Here is a 21721-nt window from a genome sequence, read left to right as displayed (position 1 = left end):
CTGCGGGAGTTGCTGGTTCAGTTCGGAGATCCAGCGCTGGGTGTCGGCCGAGTCGCCGCCGTGGGCGGCGGCCTGGGCGAGCACACCCGGCTGAGCACCGACCGCAGGCCGTCGACGAGTTGGTCCGCGTCCTGCCGGGTGAACACCAGCGGCGGGTTGATCACCAGCGCGTACGGGTTGGTCCGCAGGATGATGCCGGCCTGCTCGCGCAGCGCGTCGGCCACCTCGGTGGTGCCGTGCGGCAGCGGTTTGCGGGCCTCCCGGTCGGCGGTCAGTTCGACGGCCAGCATCAGACCGACCCCGCGGACCTCGCCGACCACCGGCAGGTCCGTCAACTCCGCCAGCCGGCCCCGTAGATGGCCGCCGACTGCGGTGGCGTTGGCGAGCAGTCCCTCGCGTTCGATGATGTCCAGGTTGGCCAGCGCGACGGCGCACGCGGTCGGGTGCCCGGTGTAGGTGTAGCCGGCCGGGAAGCCCTGCTCGCCGGTGACCGCGTCGGCGACCTCGTCGGTGACCAGCACGGCGCCGTGCGGGATGTACCCGGAGGTGAGGCCCTTGGCGGTGACCAGGATGTCGGGTGCCACCCCGAAGTGCTCGCAGGCGAACCAGTGCCCGGTGCGGCCGTAGCCGGTGATCACCTCGTCCAGGATCAGCAGGATGCCGTAGGAGCGCAGCAGTTCGGCGACGCGCGGCCAGTAGTCGGCGGGCGGGACGACCGCGCCGATGCCGCCCATCACCGGTTCGCCGATCATCGCGGCGATCCGCTCCGGGCCGATGCGCTCGATCGACTCGCGCAGTTCGGCCAGGCAGAACTCGGTGACGTCCGTCCCGGCGAACAGCTCCCGGCGGTACGGGTGCGGCGGGGTCAGGAAGTGCACGTTCGGCATGCTGGGGCCGAACCCGGTGTGGTAGACGGGGAATCCGGAGACGCCGCCGCTGCCGTAGCCGATGCCGTGGTAGCCCATGGTGCGCGCCAGGATCCAGGTGCGCTGCGGCTCGCCGCGCCGGTGGTGGTACAGCCGCGCCATCCGCAGCGCGATCTCGTTGCCCTCCGCGCCGCCGCTGGTGAAGTAGGTCCGGCGCAGCGGGCCCGGTGCCAGGCCGGCCAGCCGGGCGGCGAGTTCCACCGCGCGGTCGTTGCTGAGGGTGCCCCAGGTGTGGAAGTACTCCAGCCGGGTCATCTGGTCGGCGGCGGCCCGGGCGAGTTCGGCGCGGCCGTGGCCGACCTGGGTCACGCCGAGGACGGCGGAGGCGTCCAGGTAGGTGCGGCCGGCGTCGTCGGTGACCCGGCAGCCCCGGCCGGAGACCAGGACGGTGCGGTCCGTCCGGTGGGCCGGCAGCGTGGGGTGGATGAGCGTCGCGCGGTCCGCGGCCGCGAGCCCGGTACCGGTCGCACCGGGGGCGCTGGCAGTTGCTGGGTTCAAGGCGGGCTCCTTCGGGTCGGGTGAGGCCCGTCACCAGGCTGGCAGCGCCTCCTTGGCGCCCGTTGGACGTCCCGCTCCGCGTCGTCGTCCGCCGGGGGCGCCGGGCCGCCGCCGGGGCGGGCCGGCCGACAGGCGGCGCGTCAAACGATTCGCAAGAAGCCGGTGCCACCGTCGACTCGCCCCTCCCCCGCAGCCGGCCGCGGCGTCGCGGCGCGGCACGAAAGGACCACCAGTGAAGTCCATCCTCTTCTACCTGCCGACCGTCGGCAGCCACGACCAGGTGCTCAAGGGCATGGCCGGGGTGAACCGGCAGAACTACCAGAACATGCTGTGGCAGCTCACCCAGCAGGCCAAGGCCGCCGACGAACTCGGCTACTGGGGGCTGTCGTTCACCGAGCACCACTTCCACGTCGAGGGCTTCGAGGTCTCCAACAACCCGATCATGCTGGGCCTGTACCTGGCCATGCAGACCAAGCACATCCGGGTCGGCCAGATGGCCAACGTGCTGCCGTTCCACAACCCGCTGCGGCTCGCCGAGGACCTGGCGATGCTCGACCACATGACCCGGGGGCGGACCTTCGTCGGGATCGCGCGCGGCTTCCAGAAGCGCTGGGCCGAGATCATGGGCCAGCCGTTCGGGGTCGGCGGGACGCTGTCCGACGCCGGTGCCAACGACGTGCGCAACCGGGCGCTGTTCGAGGAGCACTGGGAGATCCTGAAGAAGGCGTGGACCACCGAGACCTTCTCGCACTCGGGCGCCCAGTGGACGATCCCGCCGAAGGACCTGGAGTTCCCGTACGACGCGGTGCGCAGCTTCGGCCGCGGCCTGGACGAGAACGGCGTGGTGCAGGAGGTGGGCATCGCCCCGAAGCCGTACCAGCACCCGCACCCGCCGGTGTTCCAGCCGTTCAGCTTCAGCGAGGACACCTTCCGGTTCTGTGCCCGCGAGGGTGTGGTGCCGATCCTGATGAACACCGACGACCAGATCGTGCGCCGTCTGATGGACCTCTACCAGGAGGAGGCGGAGGCGGCCGGGCACGGCCGGCTGCGGCGCGGCGAGCGGGTCGGGGTGATGAAGGACGTCCTGGTGGCCAGGGACGCCGACGAGGCGCACCACTGGGCGCAGCGCGGCGGCGGCTTCATCTTCGAGAACTGGTTCGGCCCGATGGGGTTCACCGAGAGCCTGCGCCACGTCGGTGAGACCGGCCCGATCGGCGCGGACTACCGGACCCTGGTCGAGCGGGGCCTCGAATGGGTCGGCACGCCCGACGACATCAACCGCAAGATCGAGAAGCTGGTGACCCAGCACGACCCCGAGTACCTGCTGCAGTGCCAGTACTCCGGCCTGATCCCGCACGACGTGCAGATGCGCAGCCTGGAGCTCTGGGCGACCGAGATCGCGCCCAACTGGCTGTGAGCCCGGCGGCGGGCCGCCGCCCGGTACGACACCGACCGTCCGTCCGGCCCCCGGTGGGCCGTTCATCGCAGAGGAGAAGCCGGTGGACCACCGCGTCTTCGAACTGGACAGCCTCCCGCTGGCCGGCGGGGAGACCCTGCCGTCGGCCAGGATCGCCTACGCGGTCCACGGGACACTCGACGCCGAGGGCCGCAACGCCGTGCTGTGCCCGTCCTTCTTCGGCGGCGACCACACCGCGTACGACTGGCTGATCGGGGACGGCAGACCGCTGGACACCGGCCGGTACTGCGTGGTCACCGTCGGCCTGTTCGGCAACGGTGTGTCGACGTCGCCGAGCAACCACCCGCTGGGGGCGGCCTTCCCCCCGATCACCCCGCGGGACAACGTCAATGCCCAGTACCGGCTGCTCACCGAGGAGTTGGGGGTGACCGAGCTGGCGCTGGTGACCGGCTGGTCGATGGGTGCGGCGCACGCCTACCAGTGGGCGGTGTCGTACCCGGAGATGGTGCGCCGGATCGCGCCGGTCTGCGGGTCGGCGGTGACCAGTGAGCACAACCGGGTGTTCCTGGCGGCGCTGTCGGCCGCGCTGCGCGCCGACGGCGGCGGCGAGCGGGGCCGGCGGGCCGCGGGCCGGGTCTTCGCCGGGTGGGCGGCCTCGCACCCGTTCTGGGCCGAGGGCGGCTACCGGGAGCTGGGCTTCGACTCCCGGGAGGCGTATCTCACCGGCTTCTGGGAGGAGTTCTTCGTCGCCGGGCCGTCCGCCGAGGATCTGCTGACCATGGTCGGGACCTGGGAGCTGGCCGACGTCGGGGCGACGCCCGGGTTCGGCGGCCGGGTGGAGGCCGCGCTGGGTTCGGTCACGGCCGAGGCCGTGCTGCTGCCGGGCGCCCGGGACCTGTGCTTCGCGGTGGAGGACGAGGCGAGGGCCGCCGCCCTGATGCCGCGGGCCGCCCTGCGGGTGATCCCGGGGGTGTGGGGCCACCTCGCCGGTGCGGGGGCGACCGCCGCCGACCGGGAGTTCATCGGCGACGCGATCACGGCGCTGCTGGCCGGGCGGCCCGCGCCGGCCGGTGCCTGACTGCGGCGCCCTCGTACGGCCGCGGTACGGCTGCGCCCCCGGGAGGCGGACCTCCCGGGGGCGCAGCCGTGCAGGCGCCGTCCGGTACGGTCAGGTGGAGTAGTCGGCGTTGAGCCGGACGTAGCCTTCGGTGAGGTCGCAGCCGTAGACGGTGAAGGCGCCGCCGGCGATGCCGAGGTCGATGCCGATGACCACCTCGCTGCCCTGCATCTGCTTGGCGACGGCGGCCCGCAGTTCGCCCTCGCCCTCGGCGCCGCGGCCGCTCGGCGGGTAGACCTCGACGTCGCCGAAGCGGATGGTGACCTTCTCCTGGTCGATGTCGGTGTCGTCGGCGCACTTGCCGATCGCCATCGCGACCCGGCCCCAGTTCGGGTCGCCGCCGTGCACGGCGGTCTTGACCAGCGGGGAGTTGACCACGGACTTGCCGATCCGCTTGGCCTGGGCGGTGTCGCGGGCGCCCGAGACCTGGACCTCGATGAGCTTGCCGGCGCCCTCGCCGTCGCTCGCGATGTCCTTGACCAGGGCGAGTGCGACCTCGTGCAGCGCCTGTTCGAAGGCGGCCGGGTCGACGGCGCCGGCCAGTCCGTTGGCGAACAGGGCCGCGGTGTCGCTGGTGGAGGTGTCGGTGTCGATGCTGACGGCGTTGAAGGTCCGGTCCATCACCCGGCGGAAGATCCGGTCCTGCTCCTCGGGGTCGAGCAGGGCGTCGGTGGCGAAGAAGGTCAGCAGGGTGGCCATGTCGGGCTCGATCATGCCGACGCCCTTGGCGATGCCGATCACCACGGCGTCGCCGACCCGGGCGCGGGCGGTCTTGGGCCGGGTGTCGGTGGTCATGATGGCCCGCGCGGCCCGGTCGAAGCCGCCCTCGGGCAGCGGGCCGGTGACCGTCCCGATGTGGTCGAGGATCCCGGCCATCGGGTACTGGCGGCCGATCACCCCGGTGGAGGCGATCAGGAGGTCGTCCTCGGCGAGGCCGAGCGCCCGCGCGGTGGCGGCGCGCACCTCGCGGGCGTTGGCCTCGCCCTGGGCGCCGGTGGCGACGTTGGCGTTGCGGGCCAGCACGACGACGCCCCGGGCGCTGCGGTCGGCGGCGGCGGCCCGGCTCAGGGTGACGCTGGGTCCGGCGAACCGGGAGCGGGTGAAGACCGCGCTCACCACGGCCGGTCCGGTGGAGAGCAGGACGGTGAAGTCGTCCCGCCCGTCGTCGCCCAGCCCGACCGGTGCGGTGTGCACCGCGAACCCCCGTGGCTCATCTGCTGCGATTTCGGTCATGGTCCATCGTCTCCCGAGAGGCCGAGTGCCCCGGCGTGCCGACACGCCGGTGCGGTGTCCGGTCGATCCCATCATGTGCCGCCTGCCGGGTCGAGTCCGCACCGGCCCGGAGCCAGGCGGTCCGTCAACTCTCTTGCACGACAGGGCTTTACGGCCGAAGGGCCCGCAGGAGGCCGACGAGCGGTCACTCCTGCGGGCCCCGGCCGGGCGGCCGCGGTCAGGGGCGCGGGGTGAAGGCGACCACGTCGCCGGCCCGCTCGCCGCCGGACAGCTGGCCGCCGCGGTCGGTGCGGATGTAGACCCGGTGCAGCCACCGGTCCTTGCCGTCCCAGCGCGGGGTGAACGGCGTACGGGCGTGGGTGGTGCGGAAGTTGTCGATGATCAGGACGTCCCCGGGGACCAGGTGCACCGCTTCGGTGACCTCGTCCAGCGCCTTGGAGAGCGCGCCGACCGCCTCGACGTCCCGGGGGTCCTCGGGCGCGAGCAGTTCGCGGTCGTAGCCGAGGTAGGGGTCGGCCTGGTCGCCATACAGCGGACGGACGTTGGCGATCGCGCCGGGGTCCTCCTCGCCGCCGCGGAAGGCCACGTCCACGCAGCAGGGCACCGGCCGGTCGTACAGGTGGGCGCGGTACTCGGCCGGCACCAGCGGCAGGGCCTTGCGGACCGAGCCGACCAGGGTCGCGGCCTTGCGCTCGTGGTCGGCCCGGGAGCAGGCCAGCATCACGTAGTTGGGCTGCAGCACGTGGTACGCCATCTCCGTGTGGAACTCCAGCAGCGTCTCGGAGGTCTCCGAGGACAGGTGGTGGGCGCCGGGCGAGGGGTACACGTCGTGGTAGACGGTGGCGGAGCGCAGCTCCTGGTAGCCGGTGTGCAGGCCGAGCCGGCGGCCGACGATGCCGAGCATCGCCTCCATCACCAGCAGGGGGCGCTCCAGCGGCGCCGGGGTGCTGGTCGGGGTGGGCGGCAGGGCGTCGTCCGGCTCCACCGGCAGGCCGCGCAGCAGCAGGTATCCGTCGTTGCTGCCACGGGAGTTGAAGTCGTCCAGCACCGCCGCCAGGGCGGCGGGCAGGTCGGTGGCGGCGGCGTGCGCGGCCTCGAGGAAGCCGGGCAGGTCCGCGCGCGGGACCCGGGGCAGCCGGGCGGCGAGCGCGCGCAGTTCGGCCGAGTGCTCGGAGCAGTCCAGGACGGTCACGGGGTGGTCCTCTCTCGGGTGTGGGCACGGGCGTACTGGTACAGGAGTTCGGCGCCGATCTCGGTGGCCAGGACGGAGGTGATGCCGCCGTGGTCGTAGAGCGGCGAGACCTCCATGACGTCGAATCCGACGGGCGACAGGTCGCCGACCCCGCGCAGCAGCGCCAGCACCTCGCGGGAGCTGGGCCCGCCGGGGGCGGGGGTGCCGGTGCCGGGGGCGAACGCCGGGTCGACGACGTCGATGTCGACCGAGACGTACAGGGGTGCGTCCCCGACGCGTTCACGCACCAGGCGCGCGGTCCCGGCGGGCCCGAGGTCGCAGAACTCGTCGGTGGTGACGATCCGCACGCCGTGCCCGCGGGCGTAGTCCAGCGAGTCGGGCTGCGGGTTGTGCCCCCTGATCCCGATCTGGACCATGCGCTGCGGGTCGACCAGCTTCTCCTCGATGGCGTGCCGGAACGGCGTGCCGTGGTGGAACTCGCCGCCGTAGAACGCCGGGTTGGTGTCGGAGTGGGCGTCCAGGTGCAGCACCGCGACCGGTCCGTGCTTGGCGGCGACGGCGCGCAGCGCGGCGAGGGTCAGCGAGTGGTCGCCGCCGAGCATCAGGAAGGCGGCGTTGTCGTCCAGCAGTCCGGTCAGCCGCTGCTGGGCGGTCTCCATCGCGATGTGCATGTTGAACGGGGTGAGGTCGATGTCGCCCGCGTCCACGCAGCTGATCAGGTCGAAGGTGCCGGGCCCGCGGTCGATGCCGACGCCGTGGATGAGCCCGGACTCGCCCCGGATCGCGCGGGGCCCGAAGCGGGCGCCCGGACGGTAGCTGGTGCCGCCGTCGTACGGTGCGCCGATGACCACGACGTCCCGGCCGTGCGGGTCGGGGTCGTGCGGCAGGCGCATGAACGTGGGGATCTGCGCGTAGCGGGGTGAGACCTTGATGTCGATGCGTTCCACGCCTTCAGCGCTCCTTTCGGTGTCTGTTCCGTGGTCGCCGCGCCCGGTTGCCGGGCGTCACCGGCGCAGCAGCGGTGCGTCGCGTGCCGGCCCGTCGGCGACCAGCTGGACGACCTCGGCGGCCGCCACCTCGTCCGGGTGCCGGCCGTCGACCACGACCCGGTCGAACAGCTGCTGGACGACGAGCTCCTTGGCGTGGTGGACGCGGTCCGCGGGCACCCCGGCGTCCGCGAGCAGCCGGCTGAAGGAGCTGGTGGTGCCGGACCCCTCGTGCACACCGAGCTTGGGCCGGGTGACCGTCTCGTGCGGGAGCAGGTCCGTCATGGCCGCGCGCAGCACCCACTTGTCCTGGCCGTGGCGCCGTTTGAGCCCGGACTCCAGGGAGACCAGCAGGTCGAGCACCTCGCGGTCCCAGAACGGGTGGGTGGACCAGTGGCCGGCGATCCCGGACAGCACCGGCGTCATCTCGTTCAGGCCGTCGAAGGTGGCCATGTCGTGGGCGAGCGCGGTGTCCAGGGCCGGGAGCCGGTCCTCGCGGTGCATACCGCCGAGCGGGATGTCGGCCCCGTAGCCGGTGAGAATGCGCCGGCCCGGTCCGTCCAGGCCCAGGTACAGGGCGGTCAGCGGCAGCAGGTACTCGATGATGTCCGGGTCCAGCGACTCGGCGGCCCACACCGCGTGCGGGAGGCGCCGCAGCAGGTCGTCCGTGTGGACGGTGATCTCCCGGTGCGCCGAGCCGAGATGCTCGGCCACCACCCTGGCCTGCGGGAACTCGTCGGCCAGGTCGGTGCCCATCGACACGGTGTCGATCGGCCCGGACCGGTGGCCGGCGGCCAGCGCGGCGACGCTGGAGGAGTCGATGCCGCCGGAGAGCACCACCAGCGGGGTGTCCGGGCCGGTCCGGGCGCGGACCGCCCGGTCCAGGGCGCACCGGACCGCCTCGACCGCGTCCTGCTCCGGCATGATCCGGCGGGCCGGCGAGGGCGCCCAGGTGCGGTGGTCGGTGCAGCCGGCGGTGGCCACCTCGAGGTCCAGGACGGTGCCGGCCGGCACCTGGTGGGTGCCGGGCAGCCGACGGACCCGGCGGGCGGCCGCGATCCGCCGTCCGACGGGGGCGGTGCGCAGCGCCTTCGCCTCGGTCGCGGCGAGGACCGTGCCGGGCACGGCGCTGACGTACAGCGGGACGGAGCCGGCGTGGTCGGTGGCGAGCACCGCCCGGCCCTCCCCCGCGACCAGGGCGGCGAAGCGCCCGTTGAGCAGCCGGAACGCGTGCACGTCGTAGGTGTCGAACAGGGCGAGCAGCAGGTCCGCGTCGGTGACCGGCCGGGAGCGCCCCGGGAGCAGGGTGAGCAGCTCGTCCTGGTTGTACAGCTCCCCCGCGAGCACCGCCGTACGGCCCCGCGCGTGGGCGTGGGCGGCGTCGGGTGCGCCGGAGTGCAGCAGGACGGCGTCCAGGGTCAGGCCGCCGGGCCGCGCCCGCAGGGCGGCGCGGGATCCGGCGGCGGCGAAGTCCGCTTCGGGGGCCCGGCCGCCGCCGTGCTGGACGGCGGCCAGGAAGCCGGTGGCGGCGGGTAGTGTCCGCGCCATCGTCAGATGCTCAGCGCGCCGAAGCCGCCGGCCTGGAAGTCGTAGTTCACCGGTACCTCGATCAGGAACGGCCGGCCGAGTCCGGCGCCCTTGCGCAGCGCGGCGAGCAGTTCCTCCCGGGTGGCCGCCTTGACGGCCTCGACGCCGTTGGCGCGGGCGAGTTCGGTGAAGTCGACACCGGTGAACTTCACCGCCGGGTCGTGCGAGCGGTGGTGGCCGAGGTTCTGGTACAGCTCGATCAGGCCGTTGGTGTCGTTGTTGACGACGACGGTGACGATCGGCAGGTTGAGCCGGGCGATGGTCTCCAGGTCGGCGCTGTTGGAGTGGAAGCCGCCGTCGCCGGCGATCAGGAAGGTCGGCTGGCCGGGGCGGGCGAGCTGGGCGCCCATCGCCGCCGGGATGCCGTAGCCGAAGCTGGAGCAGCCGGCCGAGGTGAGGAAGCCGAACGGCTGGTCGGCGCGGGCGAACAGCACGCCGTAGTGCCGGAAGAAGCCGATGTCGGAGACGATGGTGCCCTCGCCCGGCTCGGCGGTCTCCGCCATCACGGTGTTCATCGAGTCGATGACCTGGTGGACCCGCATGCCGTCCTGGTAGTGCTCGGTGTCGGCGAGGAACTCGGCGATCCGCTCGCGCAGCGGCGTGATGTCGTGCGGGGTCTTCACCGGGACGTCGGCGGTCTGCTGGTCGAGGTACTCGACGAAGGCGAGCACGTCGGTGACGACGTCGACGTCCGGCCGGTAGACCCGCGGGATCGGGTTGACCGTGGGCGACACCCGGACGGTGGTCTTGGCCCCGCCGCGCTGCCACATCGACGGGCGCAGGTCCTCCGCGTAGTCGTAGCCGATGGTGAGGACGACGTCGGCCGGGCCGAACAGCGTCTCCAGGGCCGGGAAGGACAGGATGCCGTCCATGTAGCCGGTGACGGCGCCGTAGTTCAGCTCGTGGCCGTGCGGCAGCACGCCCTTGGCGATGTACGTGGTGATGACGGGGATGTTCAGCCGCTCGGCGAGGGCGCGAATGGCCGGGACGGCGCCGGAGCGGATCGCGGCGGCACCGACCACCAGGACGGGGTGCTGCGCCGACGCGACCAGGTCCGCGGCCTGCCGGGCGGCGGCCTGCCAGCCGTCCTGCACCGCGCCGATCGGCTTGGCGGGGGTCCGGGCGGCGGGGTGGACCAGGGTGGTGTCGATGTCGCTGCCGAGCAGGTCGACGGGGAGCGAGATGAAGCTCGGGCCGACCGGCTCGGTCATCGCGGCGGCGACCGCGGAGTCCACCAGGTCGGTGATGTCGTCGGGGCGCTGGAGCTCGACCGCGTACTTGCTCATCGGGCGCATCACCGCGACCGAGTCCAGGCACTGGTGCGTGTCGTTGGGGAAGATGTCGTGCGACTCGGACTGGGCGGCCAGCGCGATCACCGGGGAGCGGTCGAGGACCGAGGTGGCGACGCCGGTCGACAGGTTGGTCATGCCGGGGCCCAGCGTGGCCCAGCAGGCCTGCGGGCGGCCGGTGATGCGGGCCAGCACGTCGGCCGCCACCCCGGCGGTGAACTCGTGCCGGGTCAGCACGAAGTCGACGCCGTCGACCTCGTCGAACAGGATCGAGGCGGCCTCCCGGCCGACCACGCCGAACACGGTCTGCACGCCGTGGTCGCGCAGCCGCTGGAGCAGCGCGTGGGCGGTCGTCGGGTTGGTGCTCGGGCTGGTGGACACGCGGGACATGGCAGCTCCTCGGCAAGGGGATCTCGGTACGGCGCCGAAGACCCGGCGCCGGAGGGCGGCGCGCCGCCGGGACTCGGCCGGCCGGCACGCTGCGCCTTCGACTCTGCGGCCGGGTCCTTGCAGGCACATGGACGATCGCCTTGAAGCTCCGGTGCGGGCCGTCGCCGTCGGCGGCCGACGGGTGGTCAGCGAATCGTCAAGCGCCCGGCAGGGCGGTCGTTGTGGGGGTCCGGCGGTGGCGGTTACGGTGCTGGGGCGCGTCGGGCGGATCCCGCCGGGCGCGCTACTCCCCCGGCCGGTACGGCCGTTGGTGCCGGGCGCGGAGCCGGTACGAGGGCGGCCCGTCCGCCGCCCACCGCCGCCCATCGCCGCCCGGCCGGGTCCGGGGCCCGGGTCCCCCCTCTCATCCCTTCCACGGAGGTCAGCCATGCCGTCAGCCGTCCCCTCGCCCACCGGGCTCCCGATGCGTGACCTGCGCGGTCTGCGCGTCCCGGCGCAGGGCCTGGGCTGCCTGCCCACGACCGTGTTCTACGGCCGGCCGGACGAGACCGAGGCGATCGCCACGATCCGGGCCGCCATCGCGGCCGGCGTCACGCTGCTGGACACCGCCGACGTCCAAGGGCTTGGTGCCGGTGAGGAGTTGCTGGGCCGCGCGGTCGCGGGCCGCCGCGACGAGGTGGTGCTGGCGACCAAGTTCGGCATGGTCCGCTCACCGGACGGCGCGTTCCTCGGGCTGCGGGGCGACCGGGCGTACGTCCGCGCCGCCTGCGAGCGCTCGCTGCGGCGGCTCGGCGTCGACCACATCGACCTCTACTACCAGCACTGGATCGACCCGGCCGTCCCGGTGGAGGAGACCGCGGCCGCCGTGGCCGAACTGGTCGCGGAGGGGAAGGTCCGCCACTTCGGCCTCTCCGAGCCGTCGGCCGCGAGCCTGCGGCGGGCCGACGCGGTGCACCCGGTGACGGCGGTGCAGAGCGAGTGGAGCCTGTGGTCCCGCGATCCGGAGGCCGAGGTGGTGCCGGCCTGCCGGGAGCTGGGGATCGGCCTGGTGGCGTACGCGCCGCTCGGCCGCGGTTTCCTGACCGGTGCGATCCGCAGCACCGCGGACCTGGCCGCCGACGACTTCCGGCGCTCCCAGCCGCGGTTCACCCCGGCCGGCCTGGCCGGGAACCAGCTGCTGCTGCGCCGGCTGCGGCCGGTCGCCGACCGGCTCGGCCTGACGCTCGGCCAGCTGGCGCTGGCGTGGGTGCAGCACCGGGGCCGCGACGTGGTCGCCATCCCGGGCACCGGCCGCCGGGCGCACCTGGCCGAGAACCTGGCGGCGGCCACCGTCGAGCTCACCGAGCAGGACCTGGCGGCGGTGGCCGAGGCCGCGAACGTGCCGGTGCACGGCGAGCGGTACGCGCCGAACCTGCTGGCCATGACCGGGACCTGAGCCGCCCGGCGGGCCCGGGGTGGAGCTGCGCTTGAAAAGCGCTGGACGGCCGGGCGCCAAGGATGGTCCAAGCCCGCGCTGCCACGGTGGGACGCGGCCCGGCGGCGGCCCGATCGACCGCCGCCGCGGCCGGGCCCGTCCTCCCGGCGGGCGCCATCCCCTCGGCGGGCACAGGCCCGCGGGCACAGACTCTCGGAGGAGCCACCATGCCCTCGGCAGCGGCGGACATGACGGACGAACAGCGCAAGGCGCTCGTCACCGCCTATCTCAAGGCCTTCGACAACGGCGGTACCGGCCACGACGGCACCCCGGTGCTCGACTACTTCGCCGAGGACGCCGACTTCTTCTTCCCCAAGTGGGGCCTGGCGCACGGCAAGCCGGCGATCGAGAAGATGTTCGGCGACCTCGGCGGCACCATCGAGTCCGTCCAGCACCACTTCTGGACCTTCAACTGGATCCTCTCCGGGACGGACCTCGTCGCGGTCGAGGGCACCACGCACGGCGAGCACCGGGACGGCCCGTGGCGGGCCGGCCAGCCCGAGTGGGGCGCCGGCCGGTGGTGCGGCGTTTTCGAGGTCCGCGACTTCCGGATCCACCGCGCCTTCATCTACCTGGACCCCGACTACGCGGGCCGGGACACCGCCCGTTACCCCTGGCTCTGAGCCCGGCCCGCACCCCGTACCCGTACCCGCACCGCCCCCTGCCCGTACCCCGCCCGAGGAGCATCATGGACGTCCTGGCCGCCCTGGAACGCAAGCACAGCCTGAACCTGTTTCCGATCGAGAACCGGCTCTCCCCGAGAGCGGCCGCGGCGCTCGCCAGCGACGCGGTCAACCGCTACCCGTACTCCGAGACCGACGTGGCGGTCTACGGCGACGTCAGCGGCCTGAACGGCGTGTACGACTACTGCGTCTCCCTCACCAAGGAGTTCTACGGCGCCCGGCACGCCTACGTGCAGTTCCTGTCCGGCCTGCACACCATGCACACCGTGCTCACCGCGGTGACGCCGCCCGGCGGGCGGGTGATGGTGCTGGCCCCCGACGACGGCGGCCACTACGCCACCGTGACGATCTGCCGGGGCTTCGGCTACCAGGTCGAGTTCGTGCCCTTCGACCGGCAGGCGCTGGAGATCGACTACGCCGCGCTGGCCGAACGGACGGCCGAGCAGCGCGTCGACGTCATCTACCTGGACGCCTCCACGGTGCTGCGGATGCCGGACGCGCGGGCGCTGCGCGCGGCCGCCCCGGACGCGGTGCTCTGCCTGGACGCCTCGCACCTGCTCGGCCTGCTGCCCGCCGCACCCGACACGCTGGTGCTCGACGGCGGCTTCGACAGCATCTCCGGCAGCACCCACAAGACGCTGCCCGGCCCGCAGAAGGGACTGCTGGTCACCAACAGCGACGCCATAGCCGAGCAGGTCGGCGCCCGGATCCCGTTCACCGCGTCCAGTTCCCACTCGGCGAGCGTCGGCAGCCTGGCGATCACCCTGGAGGAGCTGCTGCCGTACCGGGAGGAGTACCCGCGCCAGGTGATCGCCAACGCGCGTGAGCTGGGCCGGCAGCTGGCGGCGCGCGGATTCGACGTGGCGGGCGGGAAGTTCGGCCACACCGACACCCACCAGGTCTGGGTGCACCACCCCGAGGGCAACACCCCGCACGAGTGGGGGCGGCTGCTCACGGCGACCGACATCCGCACCACCACGGTGGTGCTGCCCAGCAGCGCCCGCTCCGGACTGCGGCTCGGCACCCAGGAGTTGACCCGCTGGGGGATGAAGGAGCAGGACATGGCCACGGTGGCCGAGCTGCTGGAGCGGCTGCTGCTGCGCGGCGAGAAGTCCGCGTCGGTGGCCGCGGACGTCCAGGACCTCGCCCGGTCCTTCCCCGGGGTGGCGTTCGCCGGCCGGCCCGTGCCGCTGGCCGTGGCCTGACCCCTCGCGCGCACGCGCCGCGGGGACGCACCGCAGGGTGCCACGGCCGGACGGCCCGTCCCCGCGGCGGCGCGGGACCGAAGGAGCGCAGCCATGCCCGATCCGACCCTGCGCGGAGCGCCGGTCCGCGCCGACCGCTTCCGCTCGGTGCTGAGCCACTACCCGACCGGGGTGGTGCTGGTCACCGCGCCGCCACAGGACCCGGCGCAGCCCCCGCCCGCGATGATCGTCGGTACCTTCACCTCGGTCTCGCTCGACCCGCGCCTGGTGGGCTTCCTGCCCGCCAAGTCCTCGACCAGCTGGCCGCGGATCCGCGCGGCCGGCCGGTTCTGCGTCAATGTGCTGGCCGCGGACCAGCAGCAGGTGTGCCACAGCTTCGCGGCCCGCGACCCGGCCCGCTGGGAGGTGCCGTACCGGCTGACCCCGGCGGGCTGCCCCGCCCTGCTCGACGCGCTCGCCTGGCTGGAGTGCGAGCCGGCGGGCGAGACGGACGCGGGCGACCACTGGTTCGTCACGGCGACCGTGCGGGACCTGGCGGTGCAGCGGACCGGAGCGCCGCTGGTCTTCCTGCGGGGCGGCTACGGCCGGTGCGTGCCGTGACCCTCGCGGCCGCCGCCGCCCCGCCGGCGCGTCGTCATCCGCCGTCGTCCTCCTCGCTGCGGCTGCCCGCCCGGGCGGCGGCGAGGAACAGGACGAGGGCGGCGGCGGAGCCGCAGAGACCGATCAGCAACCAGAGCATGATCCTCCTTCTCCTGAGTTCTCGGCAGATCACCCGCCGGCCATGAGCCCGCACCCGGACGGGGTCATTCGTGCCCGCCCGGCGCAGTGCCGGGCGGGCCGGGCTGCCGGGGCCCGGGGCCGGTGGCAGGCTGGACGAGCCGTTCGTCCGTGCCGCCCGACCCTCGTGGGGACAGCAGATGACTCCGTCCGGAAAGCTGGCCTCGCTCCCCTGCGGGCGCCGCAGCAAGTGGGTCGTGCTGGCCCTGTGGCTGATCCTGGTGGTGGTGGCCGGGCCGCTGGCCGGCAAGCTGATGGACGCCGAGGACAACGAGGCCTCCAGCTGGCTGCCGGGCAGCGCCGAGTCCACCCAGGTGCTGAACGAGCAGCGGACCTTCCAGCCGGTCGACACCGCCCAGGCCGTCGTCGTCTACCAGCGCACCAGCGGCATCACCCCCGCCGACCGGGCCGCGGCCGAGCGGGACGCCGTGCAGTTCGCCACCGTGCCGCACGTGACCGGCAAGCCGGTCGGGCCGCAGCTGTCCGCCGACGGCCAGGCGATGCAGACCGTGGTGCCGGTCGCCGTCGGCAGCACCGGGTGGAACGACCTGCGCGCGGCCGTGGACGACATGCGGGCCATCGCCGCCGACGGCGCCGACGGCATGGTCACCCATGTCACCGGCCCGGCCGGGATCGGGGCGGACCAGGCGGCGGCGTTCGCCGGCATCGACGGCACCCTGCTGTTCGCCACCATCGCGGTGGTGGTGATCCTGCTGCTGCTCACCTACCGCAGTCCGACGCTGTGGCTGCTGCCGCTGCTGTCCGCGGGCGTCGCGCTGTTCGTCGCCCAGGCGGTCATCTACCTGCTGGCGGAGCACGCCGGACTGACCGTCAACGCGCAGAGCGCCGGCATCCTGATCGTGCTGGTGCTCGGCGCGGGCACCGACTACGCCCTGCTGATCACCGCCAGGTACCGGGAGGAGCTGCGCCGGCACCAGGACCGGCACGAGGCGATGGCCTTCGCCCTGCACCGGGCCGGCCCGGCCATCCTGGCCAGCTCGGCGACGGTGGTGGCGTCGATGCTCTGCCTGCTGATCGCCGAGATGAACTCGACCCGCGGCCTCGGCCCGGTCTGCGCGATCGGCGTGCTGGTGGCGCTGGCCGCCATGCTCACCCTGCTGCCGGCCCTGCTGGTGATCTGCGGCCGCTGGGTGTTCTGGCCGGTCAAGCCCGCGTTCGGGACCGCCGAGCCGACGAGCACCGGGCGGTGGGCGCACGTCGGCGGCTGGATCGGGCGCCGGCCGCGCAAGGTGTGGATCGCCACCTCGCTGGCGCTGGGCGTGTGCTGCATCGGCCTGGTGTCGCTGAACGCCTCCGGACTGTCGACCGCGGGCACCTTCACCGACAAGCCGGACTCGGTGGCGGGCCAGGAGGTGCTGGTCGCGCACTTCCCCGGCGGTACCGGCGCACCGCTGACGGTGATCAGCAACACCGTCCCGGCCGAGGCCGTCCGGGTGGCCGCCGCCACCACCCCGGGGATCTCCGCGACCACCCCGGTGGTCGTCCACGGCGACCTGGCCACCTTCCAGGCCGTACTGGCCGACCCGCCGGACAGCCAGGCCGCCAAGGACACCGTCGACCGGGTCCGCGCCTCGGTCCACGCGGTGCCGGACGCCGACGCGAAGGTCGGCGGGAGCACCGCGATCGTGCTGGACGCCGGGCGGGCCGCGTCCGCCGACAACCGGGCGATCATCCCGCTGGTGCTGGGGGTGGTGCTGGTGATCCTGGCGCTGCTGCTGCGGGCGGTGGTGGGACCGCTGGTGCTGGTGGCGACGGTGGTGCTCTCGTACGCGGCGACGATGGGCATCAGCGCGTTCGTCTTCGAGCACGTCTTCCACTTCGACGGGCAGGACAACGCGTTCCCGCTGTTCGTGTTCGTCTTCCTGGTCGCGCTGGGGATCGACTACAACATCTTCCTGATGACCCGGGTCCGCGAGGAGGCCACCCACCGCGGTACCCGGGCGGGGGCGGTGGCGGGACTCGCCGCGACCGGCGGGGTGATCACCTCGGCCGGTCTGATCCTGGCGAGCACCTTCGCGGTGCTCGGCACCCTGCCGGTGGTGGGCTTCGCCGAGATCGGCTTCGCGGTGGCGCTGGGCGTCCTGCTGGACACCCTGGTGGTGCGGTCGGTCCTGGTCACCGCGCTCACCATCGACCTGGACCGGCACATGTGGTGGCCGAGCGCGCTCTCCCGGGCCGGACGGCCCCTGGACCCGGCGCCGCGGCCGGGCCTGGACGCGGTCTGACCGACGGCCCGCGCAGGTCCCGGTCCGGGAGCCGCGCGGGCCGTCGACGGAGCGTCAGGCGAGGCTGCCCACCAGGGACTTGCCCATGCAGATGCTGTCCGGGTGGTCCTTGTAGTAGCCGAACTTGTCGATCGTCCGGTAGCCCTCGGAGGCGTACAGGGCGACCGCCTCGGGCTGCTTGTTCCCGGTCTCCAGCACCAGCCGGGTGCGGCCCGCCTCGACGGCGGCCAGCTCCAGGTGGCGCAGTACGCCACGGGCGAACCCGCGGCCGCGGGCGGTGGGCACCACGTACATCCGCTTGAGTTCGGCGTCGCCGGCGGCCAGGCCCTCCTCGTCGTTCTCGTTGACCCGCCAGCCGCCGCAGGCGACCGGTTCGTCGTCGAGGTAGACGACCACGAACAGGCCGTACGGCGGGTCGAAGTGGTCGGGGTGGATCGAGGTCTGGTCCATGTCGCCGTAGCGGCGGACGTACTCCTGCTGGACCTCGGCCGACAGCTTCGCGGCGTCCGGGTGGCCGAAGCCGGTGGTGCGAATCTCCATGCCGGCCAGCCTACGGGCGCGGGTCAGCGGCTCTCGAAGCGGGCCGCCAGGTCCTCCTTGCCGAACATCCGGGCGGTGTCCAGGGCGGAGGGGGTGCCCGCCTGCGGGTCGGCGCCGCCGGCCAGCAGGGCGTCGATGACGGCGGGCTCGCCCTTGAAGACGGCGCCGGCCAGCGGGGTCTGGCCGCGGTCGTTGACCCGGTCGGGGTCGGCGCCGTGCGCGATCAGGGTCCGCACGCTCTCGGCGTGGCCGTGGTACGCGGCCAGCATGACCAGGGTGTCGCCGAGGTCGTTGGCGAGGTCGGCGGGGGCGCCGGCGTCGAGGTAGGCGGCCAGCAGGGCGTGGTCGCCGGCGCGGGCGGCGTCGAACAGCTTGCCCGCCAGCGCGATGACGTCGGCGTCGGGCTGCTGCGGTGCGGAGTCGGTCATGACGGACCTTTCGTGGAGACCGGCGGACGGTGCGCGTGGGGCTGCACAGGCACCGTAGCGGACGGCATCGGGGCGTATGTCAACGCGTCCGTTCGAGCGAATTTCGACAGGGCGGGGAGCGGCGCGCGGCAGGGCGGGGACGCCTGTTGCGCGGCCGGGCGATGCAGGACGTACACAGCCGACCGGCCCGGCCCGGCAAGATCCACCCATTTGCCACGTTCCATCATCTATTACTTTTTGTCACGATTAGGGCACTTTCTGTAACACCTGTCCCCGTCACCTCTCCGAGGAGCAGACCCGTGATCCTCTCCATCTCCGGCATCGTCCTGTTCGGCACCATCGCCTTCCTCTTCTTCCGTCGGGACGGGCTGAAGATCTCCCATGCCCTGGTGTGCGCGCTCCTCGGCTTCTACATCGCCGGCTCCTCGATCGCCCCGAGCATCCAGGCCGGCGGCGCCAGCCTGGCCAGCCTCATCGGCGGCCTGAAGTTCTGAGCCCCGGCTCGACCCGACGGCCCGGCGCGGATCCCACCGCCCCGGGCCGTCCCCCGACCGCCGCCCGCACCGGCCGCCGTCCCGCCACCAGCCGTCCCACCCGCCCGGGGAGTCCCGCCATGTCCCTCACCCGCCACCTCAGCCGGGGTCGCGACTTCGCCCGCACGGCAGGCGACCACGCCGCCGACATGTTCGCCCCGCTCGCCCTGATCGGGCGCGGGCTGCGCCGCCACGCCGACTGGGCCAAGGGCCGCTGGGCGGCCACGCCCAAGGAGCGCCGGGGGCCGACGCTGTTCCTCACCCTGGCGGCGCTGATCGGTACCGCGCTGCTGCCGCACGGGCCGCTGTTCGCGGTGGTGGCCCTGATGGCCAGCGCCGCCTGGGTCGGCCGGCAGCCGAAGGCCGCCGCCGAGCCGGCCCCGGACGTCGCCGCCGTCAAGCTCGCCGCGCTCTACGCCGCACTGACCCCGTACCTGGCCGGGCCGGAGGAGCTCGGGTCGCCCTACCGCCCGGACGGCGAGATCAAGGACGTCTTCCACAGCTGGGAGTTCGACCCGCTGGGCCGGCTGACCGCGCTGGAGCTGTCGTACCCGGTCTGGTTCACCGACACCGAGCCGGCCGCCCGGGCCCGGATCGAGCAGGTGCTGCAGGGCAAGGCCGGCCGGGGCCGCGAGTACCGCTTCGACTGGGACGAGGAGTCCAACCGGCTGCGGCTCACCGCGCTCGCACCGCTGTCCACCGGCATCGCGGCGCAGCCCTTCGTCACCTCCCCGGGCGAGATCGTGCTCGGGTTCACCGACAGCGACGGCAGCCACCGCACCATCCCGGTGGTCCAGGACGGCGTGCCCGCCCAGCAGCCGCCGGTGGTCTGGCGGACCGGTCCGCGCTCGGCCGAACCCCACCTGCTGATCCTCGGCGGGGCCGGCACCGGCACCTCCTCGCTGCTGCGCTCGGTCGCCCTGCAGGCCCTGCCGTACGGCGACCTGGTGGTGATCGACGGGGCCGGCACCGGCGAACACGCCTGCCTGGTCAACCGGCCCGGCGTGCACACCGTGGAGACCAGCCTGCACGGCGCGCTGGCCGCGCTGGAGTGGGTGGCCAAGGAGACCGAGCGCCGGCTGACCGTGCTGAACGCCGCCCGGCACCACGGCATCGCGGCGCCCGAGGACGCCACCCGGCCGCTGTGGCTGATGCTCGACCACCCGACCGAGCTGTCCGAGCTGGCCCAGGCCGAGGGTCGGACCGACCCCCAGGACCTGCTGGAGACGCCGCTGCGGCACGGCCGGGCGGCCCGGGTGACGGTGGTCTTCGCGGACGACGCCGAGGCCAGGGACCGGGTCTCCGCCACCGTCCGCTCGACCTGCCGGGCCCGGGTGGTGCTCGGCCCGACCACCCCGGAGGCGGCCGCGGCCGCGCTCGGCGCACCGCTGGACATCGCCCCCGCCGCCCGGACCCCGGTCGGCCGCGGCTACGCCCGGGTGGGCGCCGCCGCGCCGGTGCGCCTCCAGGTGCCCGCCACCGTGGACCCGCTGGACGAGGAGGTCTCGCCGCAGCTGCGGGACGCGGTGATCGCGCTGCTCCCGCACCGGGACACCCGGATCGAGGCGCCGGCGCCGTCCGCCGCCCCGGCCGCACCCCCGGCGCCCGGCCACGCGCCCGCCGTCGCGGCGGACGGGCAGCCCGCGGACCCCGCGGCGGCCCCGCCGGCGCCGGCCGTGGTCGAGCTGGCCAAGGACCCGCAGGCGGTCCGGCCGGACCCGGTGTGGTGAGTGCGCGGCGGCCGGCGGGCGCGGGCCTGCGGGCGGGGCTCGCGGGCGGGGCTCGACCCGCTCGGGACGTCATGACCAAGCGAGCATCAAGGACATGACGATAGGCTGTCCCGACGCCGCCGCGACGGTCGCAATGTGCACAAGATGTGACACACAGGGTGATATCACCGCTGAGATGTGACAAATCGGGCGGCGATGGGTACAAACAGGGGCGGCACGACAGGCGACGCCCGTCCCGGGACGGGAATCTTCGTCGGCGGCCGAGCGTTGGACCGAACGACGAAGACAGCGACCACTAGTCCTGTGGGCCAGAAGCCCGGGAGGCACGATTCATGAGCGAGCGAGCTCTCCGCGGCACGCGACTCGGGGCGACCAGCTACGAGACCGACCGCGGCATCGACCTGGCTCCCCGCCAGACCGTCGAGTATGCATGTCAGAACGGACACCGATTCGAGGTTCCCTTCTCCGTCGAGGCGGAGATCCCCTCGGTGTGGGAATGCCGGTTCTGCGGCCAGGAGGCCATGCTGCTGGACGGCGATGAGCCGGAGGAGAAGAAGGTCAAGCCGACGCGTACCCATTGGGACATGCTGATGGAGCGTCGGACCAGGGAGGAGCTGGAGGAGGTGCTGGCCGAACGGCTGGCGGTCCTCAGGTCCGGCGGGATGAATCTCGCGATCCACCCGCGTGACACCCGCAAGAGCGCATAGCGGTACCGCACACCAGGAAGGGCCCCGGGCGATCTGCCCGGGGCCCTTCCTCATGCGCTCGGCGCCACCTCGTGCGCCCGGTGCCACTCTGCTCGGCTCGGCTCTGCTCGGCTCGGCTCTGCTCGGCTCGGCGCTTCTCAGGGCTCGGCTCGGCGCTTCTCAGTGGGCGAGCGGCGGGCGGTACGCGGTGTCGGGGCCGCCTGCGCCCGGGGCCGGCGGGTCGACCACCTCGCCCTGGATCACCTTGCCGTCGGGCCGGTGGATCCGCAGCTGCTCCTGGAGCCGCAGCGCGTCCGCGAAGCGGTCCGCCCCCACCGGCGCGGTGGAGTGCAGCGCCCGTCCGGCCAGCCGGCGGCCCAGCGCCCGCCACAGCGCGCGGGTCGGCGGGAACAGCAGGCTCAGGCCGAGCAGGTCGGACAGGAAGCCGGGCAGCATCAGCAGGACGCCCGCCAGGACGGTCAGGCTGGTGCCGGTCTGCGGCTGCTCCGAGCGGGGGTCCTTGGTCTGCTCGACGGCGGCCGCGAACGCCCGGCGGCCGGCCCGCTTGATCAGCGAGCCGCCCGCGAACATCCCGGCGATCAGCAGCAGCAGGACCGCGGGCCAGCTCAGCACCCCGGCCACCACGGTCAGCAGCCAGATCTCCAGCACCAGCCAGGCGGCGACGGCGAGCGGCAGGAGACGCCGCACTCGGCCCCGCGGGGCCGGGCGGACCTGGTCAGTTGTCTGGGCCACGGTACGAATCCACTCCATCGCGGTGCTCTTC

Annotated in this window: 19 protein-coding genes; 10 read left to right on the top strand and 9 right to left on the bottom strand. The window is 73.7% G+C overall.

What is annotated here, in order from left to right; translation table 11 throughout:
• Positions 1-17: 17 nt before the first annotated feature.
• Positions 18-1424, bottom strand: a complete 1407-nt coding sequence (locus tag AB0D08_RS24795) for an aspartate aminotransferase family protein (RefSeq protein ID WP_359891634.1) — start codon at positions 1422-1424, stop codon at positions 18-20.
• A 232-nt stretch (positions 1425-1656) separates the two neighbouring features.
• On the opposite strand from AB0D08_RS24795, the gene AB0D08_RS24790 reads away from it, so the two are divergent.
• A complete protein-coding gene (locus AB0D08_RS24790) occupies positions 1657-2841 on the top strand; it encodes an LLM class flavin-dependent oxidoreductase (RefSeq protein WP_033821275.1) in 1185 nt (394 codons plus the stop codon).
• A gap of 82 nt (positions 2842-2923) precedes the next feature.
• Positions 2924-3919 (top strand): alpha/beta fold hydrolase, encoded by a 996-nt coding sequence (locus AB0D08_RS24785; RefSeq protein ID WP_359891632.1) that lies wholly within the window; start codon positions 2924-2926, stop codon positions 3917-3919.
• Between the two features lie 90 nt (positions 3920-4009).
• On the opposite strand, the gene argJ is transcribed toward AB0D08_RS24785, so the two are convergent.
• From argJ to AB0D08_RS24760, 5 genes are all read right to left on the bottom strand, one after another.
• Entirely contained in the window at positions 4010-5191 is a 1182-nt protein-coding gene (gene argJ, locus AB0D08_RS24780) for a bifunctional glutamate N-acetyltransferase/amino-acid acetyltransferase ArgJ (RefSeq protein ID WP_033817551.1), read from the bottom strand.
• A gap of 217 nt (positions 5192-5408) precedes the next feature.
• Positions 5409-6383 carry a clavaminate synthase Cs1 gene (gene cs1 / locus AB0D08_RS24775; protein WP_033817550.1) on the bottom strand — a complete coding sequence of 325 codons (975 nt, stop codon included), beginning with the start codon at positions 6381-6383 and terminating at the stop codon, positions 5409-5411.
• Positions 6380-7330, bottom strand: coding sequence for an agmatinase (gene speB / locus AB0D08_RS24770; RefSeq protein WP_033817549.1), 951 nt, complete (start codon positions 7328-7330; stop codon positions 6380-6382). The genes cs1 and speB overlap by 4 nt, the downstream gene beginning before the upstream one ends.
• Before the next feature lie 57 nt (positions 7331-7387).
• Positions 7388-8917, bottom strand: a complete 1530-nt coding sequence (locus AB0D08_RS24765) for an asparagine synthase-related protein (protein ID WP_033817548.1) — start codon at positions 8915-8917, stop codon at positions 7388-7390.
• A 2-nt stretch (positions 8918-8919) separates the two neighbouring features.
• Complete coding sequence (locus AB0D08_RS24760) at positions 8920-10635, bottom strand: thiamine pyrophosphate-binding protein (protein WP_033817547.1); 1716 nt, start codon at positions 10633-10635, stop codon at positions 8920-8922.
• 427 nt (positions 10636-11062) lie between these two features.
• On the opposite strand from AB0D08_RS24760, the gene AB0D08_RS24755 reads away from it, so the two are divergent.
• From AB0D08_RS24755 to AB0D08_RS24735, 5 genes are all read left to right on the top strand, one after another.
• Complete coding sequence (locus AB0D08_RS24755; RefSeq protein ID WP_359891626.1) at positions 11063-12070, top strand: aldo/keto reductase; 1008 nt, start codon at positions 11063-11065, stop codon at positions 12068-12070.
• 206 nt (positions 12071-12276) lie between these two features.
• Positions 12277-12732, top strand: a complete 456-nt coding sequence (locus AB0D08_RS24750; protein ID WP_033817546.1) for a nuclear transport factor 2 family protein — start codon at positions 12277-12279, stop codon at positions 12730-12732.
• Positions 12733-12797: 65 nt separating this feature from the next.
• Positions 12798-13997 carry a serine hydroxymethyltransferase gene (locus AB0D08_RS24745; protein WP_033817545.1) on the top strand — a complete coding sequence of 400 codons (1200 nt, stop codon included), beginning with the start codon at positions 12798-12800 and terminating at the stop codon, positions 13995-13997.
• 93 nt (positions 13998-14090) lie between these two features.
• A complete protein-coding gene (locus tag AB0D08_RS24740; RefSeq protein ID WP_359891624.1) occupies positions 14091-14597 on the top strand; it encodes a flavin reductase family protein in 507 nt (168 codons plus the stop codon).
• A 317-nt stretch (positions 14598-14914) separates the two neighbouring features.
• Entirely contained in the window at positions 14915-17020 is a 2106-nt protein-coding gene (locus tag AB0D08_RS24735) for an MMPL family transporter (RefSeq protein ID WP_359891621.1), read from the top strand.
• A gap of 54 nt (positions 17021-17074) precedes the next feature.
• On the opposite strand, the gene AB0D08_RS24730 is transcribed toward AB0D08_RS24735, so the two are convergent.
• A complete protein-coding gene (locus AB0D08_RS24730) occupies positions 17075-17560 on the bottom strand; it encodes a GNAT family N-acetyltransferase (protein ID WP_033817542.1) in 486 nt (161 codons plus the stop codon).
• 23 nt (positions 17561-17583) lie between these two features.
• Positions 17584-17988, bottom strand: a complete 405-nt coding sequence (locus AB0D08_RS24725; protein ID WP_359891618.1) for an ankyrin repeat domain-containing protein — start codon at positions 17986-17988, stop codon at positions 17584-17586.
• Positions 17989-18287: 299 nt separating this feature from the next.
• Here AB0D08_RS24725 and AB0D08_RS24720 point away from each other — a divergent pair, with 299 nt between their 5' ends.
• The 3 genes from AB0D08_RS24720 (at position 18288) to AB0D08_RS24710 (ending at position 20958) form a co-directional block, all read left to right on the top strand.
• Positions 18288-18482 (top strand): hypothetical protein, encoded by a 195-nt coding sequence (locus AB0D08_RS24720; RefSeq protein ID WP_033817540.1) that lies wholly within the window; start codon positions 18288-18290, stop codon positions 18480-18482.
• A 119-nt stretch (positions 18483-18601) separates the two neighbouring features.
• Positions 18602-20251 (top strand): FtsK/SpoIIIE domain-containing protein, encoded by a 1650-nt coding sequence (locus AB0D08_RS24715; protein WP_359891615.1) that lies wholly within the window; start codon positions 18602-18604, stop codon positions 20249-20251.
• A 332-nt stretch (positions 20252-20583) separates the two neighbouring features.
• On the top strand, positions 20584-20958 hold the full coding sequence (locus tag AB0D08_RS24710) for an RNA polymerase-binding protein RbpA (RefSeq protein ID WP_033821386.1): 375 nt from the start codon (positions 20584-20586) through the stop codon (positions 20956-20958).
• Positions 20959-21117: 159 nt separating this feature from the next.
• Here AB0D08_RS24710 and fxsA read toward each other — a convergent pair whose 3' ends face one another.
• Complete coding sequence (fxsA, locus tag AB0D08_RS24705) at positions 21118-21690, bottom strand: FxsA family membrane protein (protein WP_033821385.1); 573 nt, start codon at positions 21688-21690, stop codon at positions 21118-21120.
• Positions 21691-21721: the final 31 nt, after the last annotated feature.

Origin of the sequence: Kitasatospora sp. NPDC048540 (genome assembly GCF_040651175.1) — a bacterium.
Classification (GTDB): domain Bacteria; phylum Actinomycetota; class Actinomycetes; order Streptomycetales; family Streptomycetaceae; genus Kitasatospora.
Note: the sequence above shows the minus strand (reverse complement) of the source record. Positions and strands in the feature narration are given on the sequence as shown.

Coding starts and splice junctions, on each gene's coding strand:
- argJ (WP_033817551.1), bottom strand. CDS start 5,191: ATGACCGAAATCGCAGCAGATGAGCCACGGGGGTTCGCGGTGCACACC.
- AB0D08_RS24760 (WP_033817547.1), bottom strand. CDS start 10,635: ATGTCCCGCGTGTCCACCAGCCCGAGCACCAACCCGACGACCGCCCAC.
- AB0D08_RS24740 (WP_359891624.1), top strand. CDS start 14,091: ATGCCCGATCCGACCCTGCGCGGAGCGCCGGTCCGCGCCGACCGCTTC.
- AB0D08_RS24730 (WP_033817542.1), bottom strand. CDS start 17,560: ATGGAGATTCGCACCACCGGCTTCGGCCACCCGGACGCCGCGAAGCTG.
- AB0D08_RS24710 (WP_033821386.1), top strand. CDS start 20,584: ATGAGCGAGCGAGCTCTCCGCGGCACGCGACTCGGGGCGACCAGCTAC.
- AB0D08_RS24755 (WP_359891626.1), top strand. CDS start 11,063: ATGCCGTCAGCCGTCCCCTCGCCCACCGGGCTCCCGATGCGTGACCTG.
- AB0D08_RS24765 (WP_033817548.1), bottom strand. CDS start 8,917: ATGGCGCGGACACTACCCGCCGCCACCGGCTTCCTGGCCGCCGTCCAG.
- AB0D08_RS24725 (WP_359891618.1), bottom strand. CDS start 17,988: ATGACCGACTCCGCACCGCAGCAGCCCGACGCCGACGTCATCGCGCTG.
- AB0D08_RS24750 (WP_033817546.1), top strand. CDS start 12,277: ATGCCCTCGGCAGCGGCGGACATGACGGACGAACAGCGCAAGGCGCTC.
- AB0D08_RS24735 (WP_359891621.1), top strand. CDS start 14,915: ATGACTCCGTCCGGAAAGCTGGCCTCGCTCCCCTGCGGGCGCCGCAGC.
- AB0D08_RS24715 (WP_359891615.1), top strand. CDS start 18,602: ATGTCCCTCACCCGCCACCTCAGCCGGGGTCGCGACTTCGCCCGCACG.
- AB0D08_RS24745 (WP_033817545.1), top strand. CDS start 12,798: ATGGACGTCCTGGCCGCCCTGGAACGCAAGCACAGCCTGAACCTGTTT.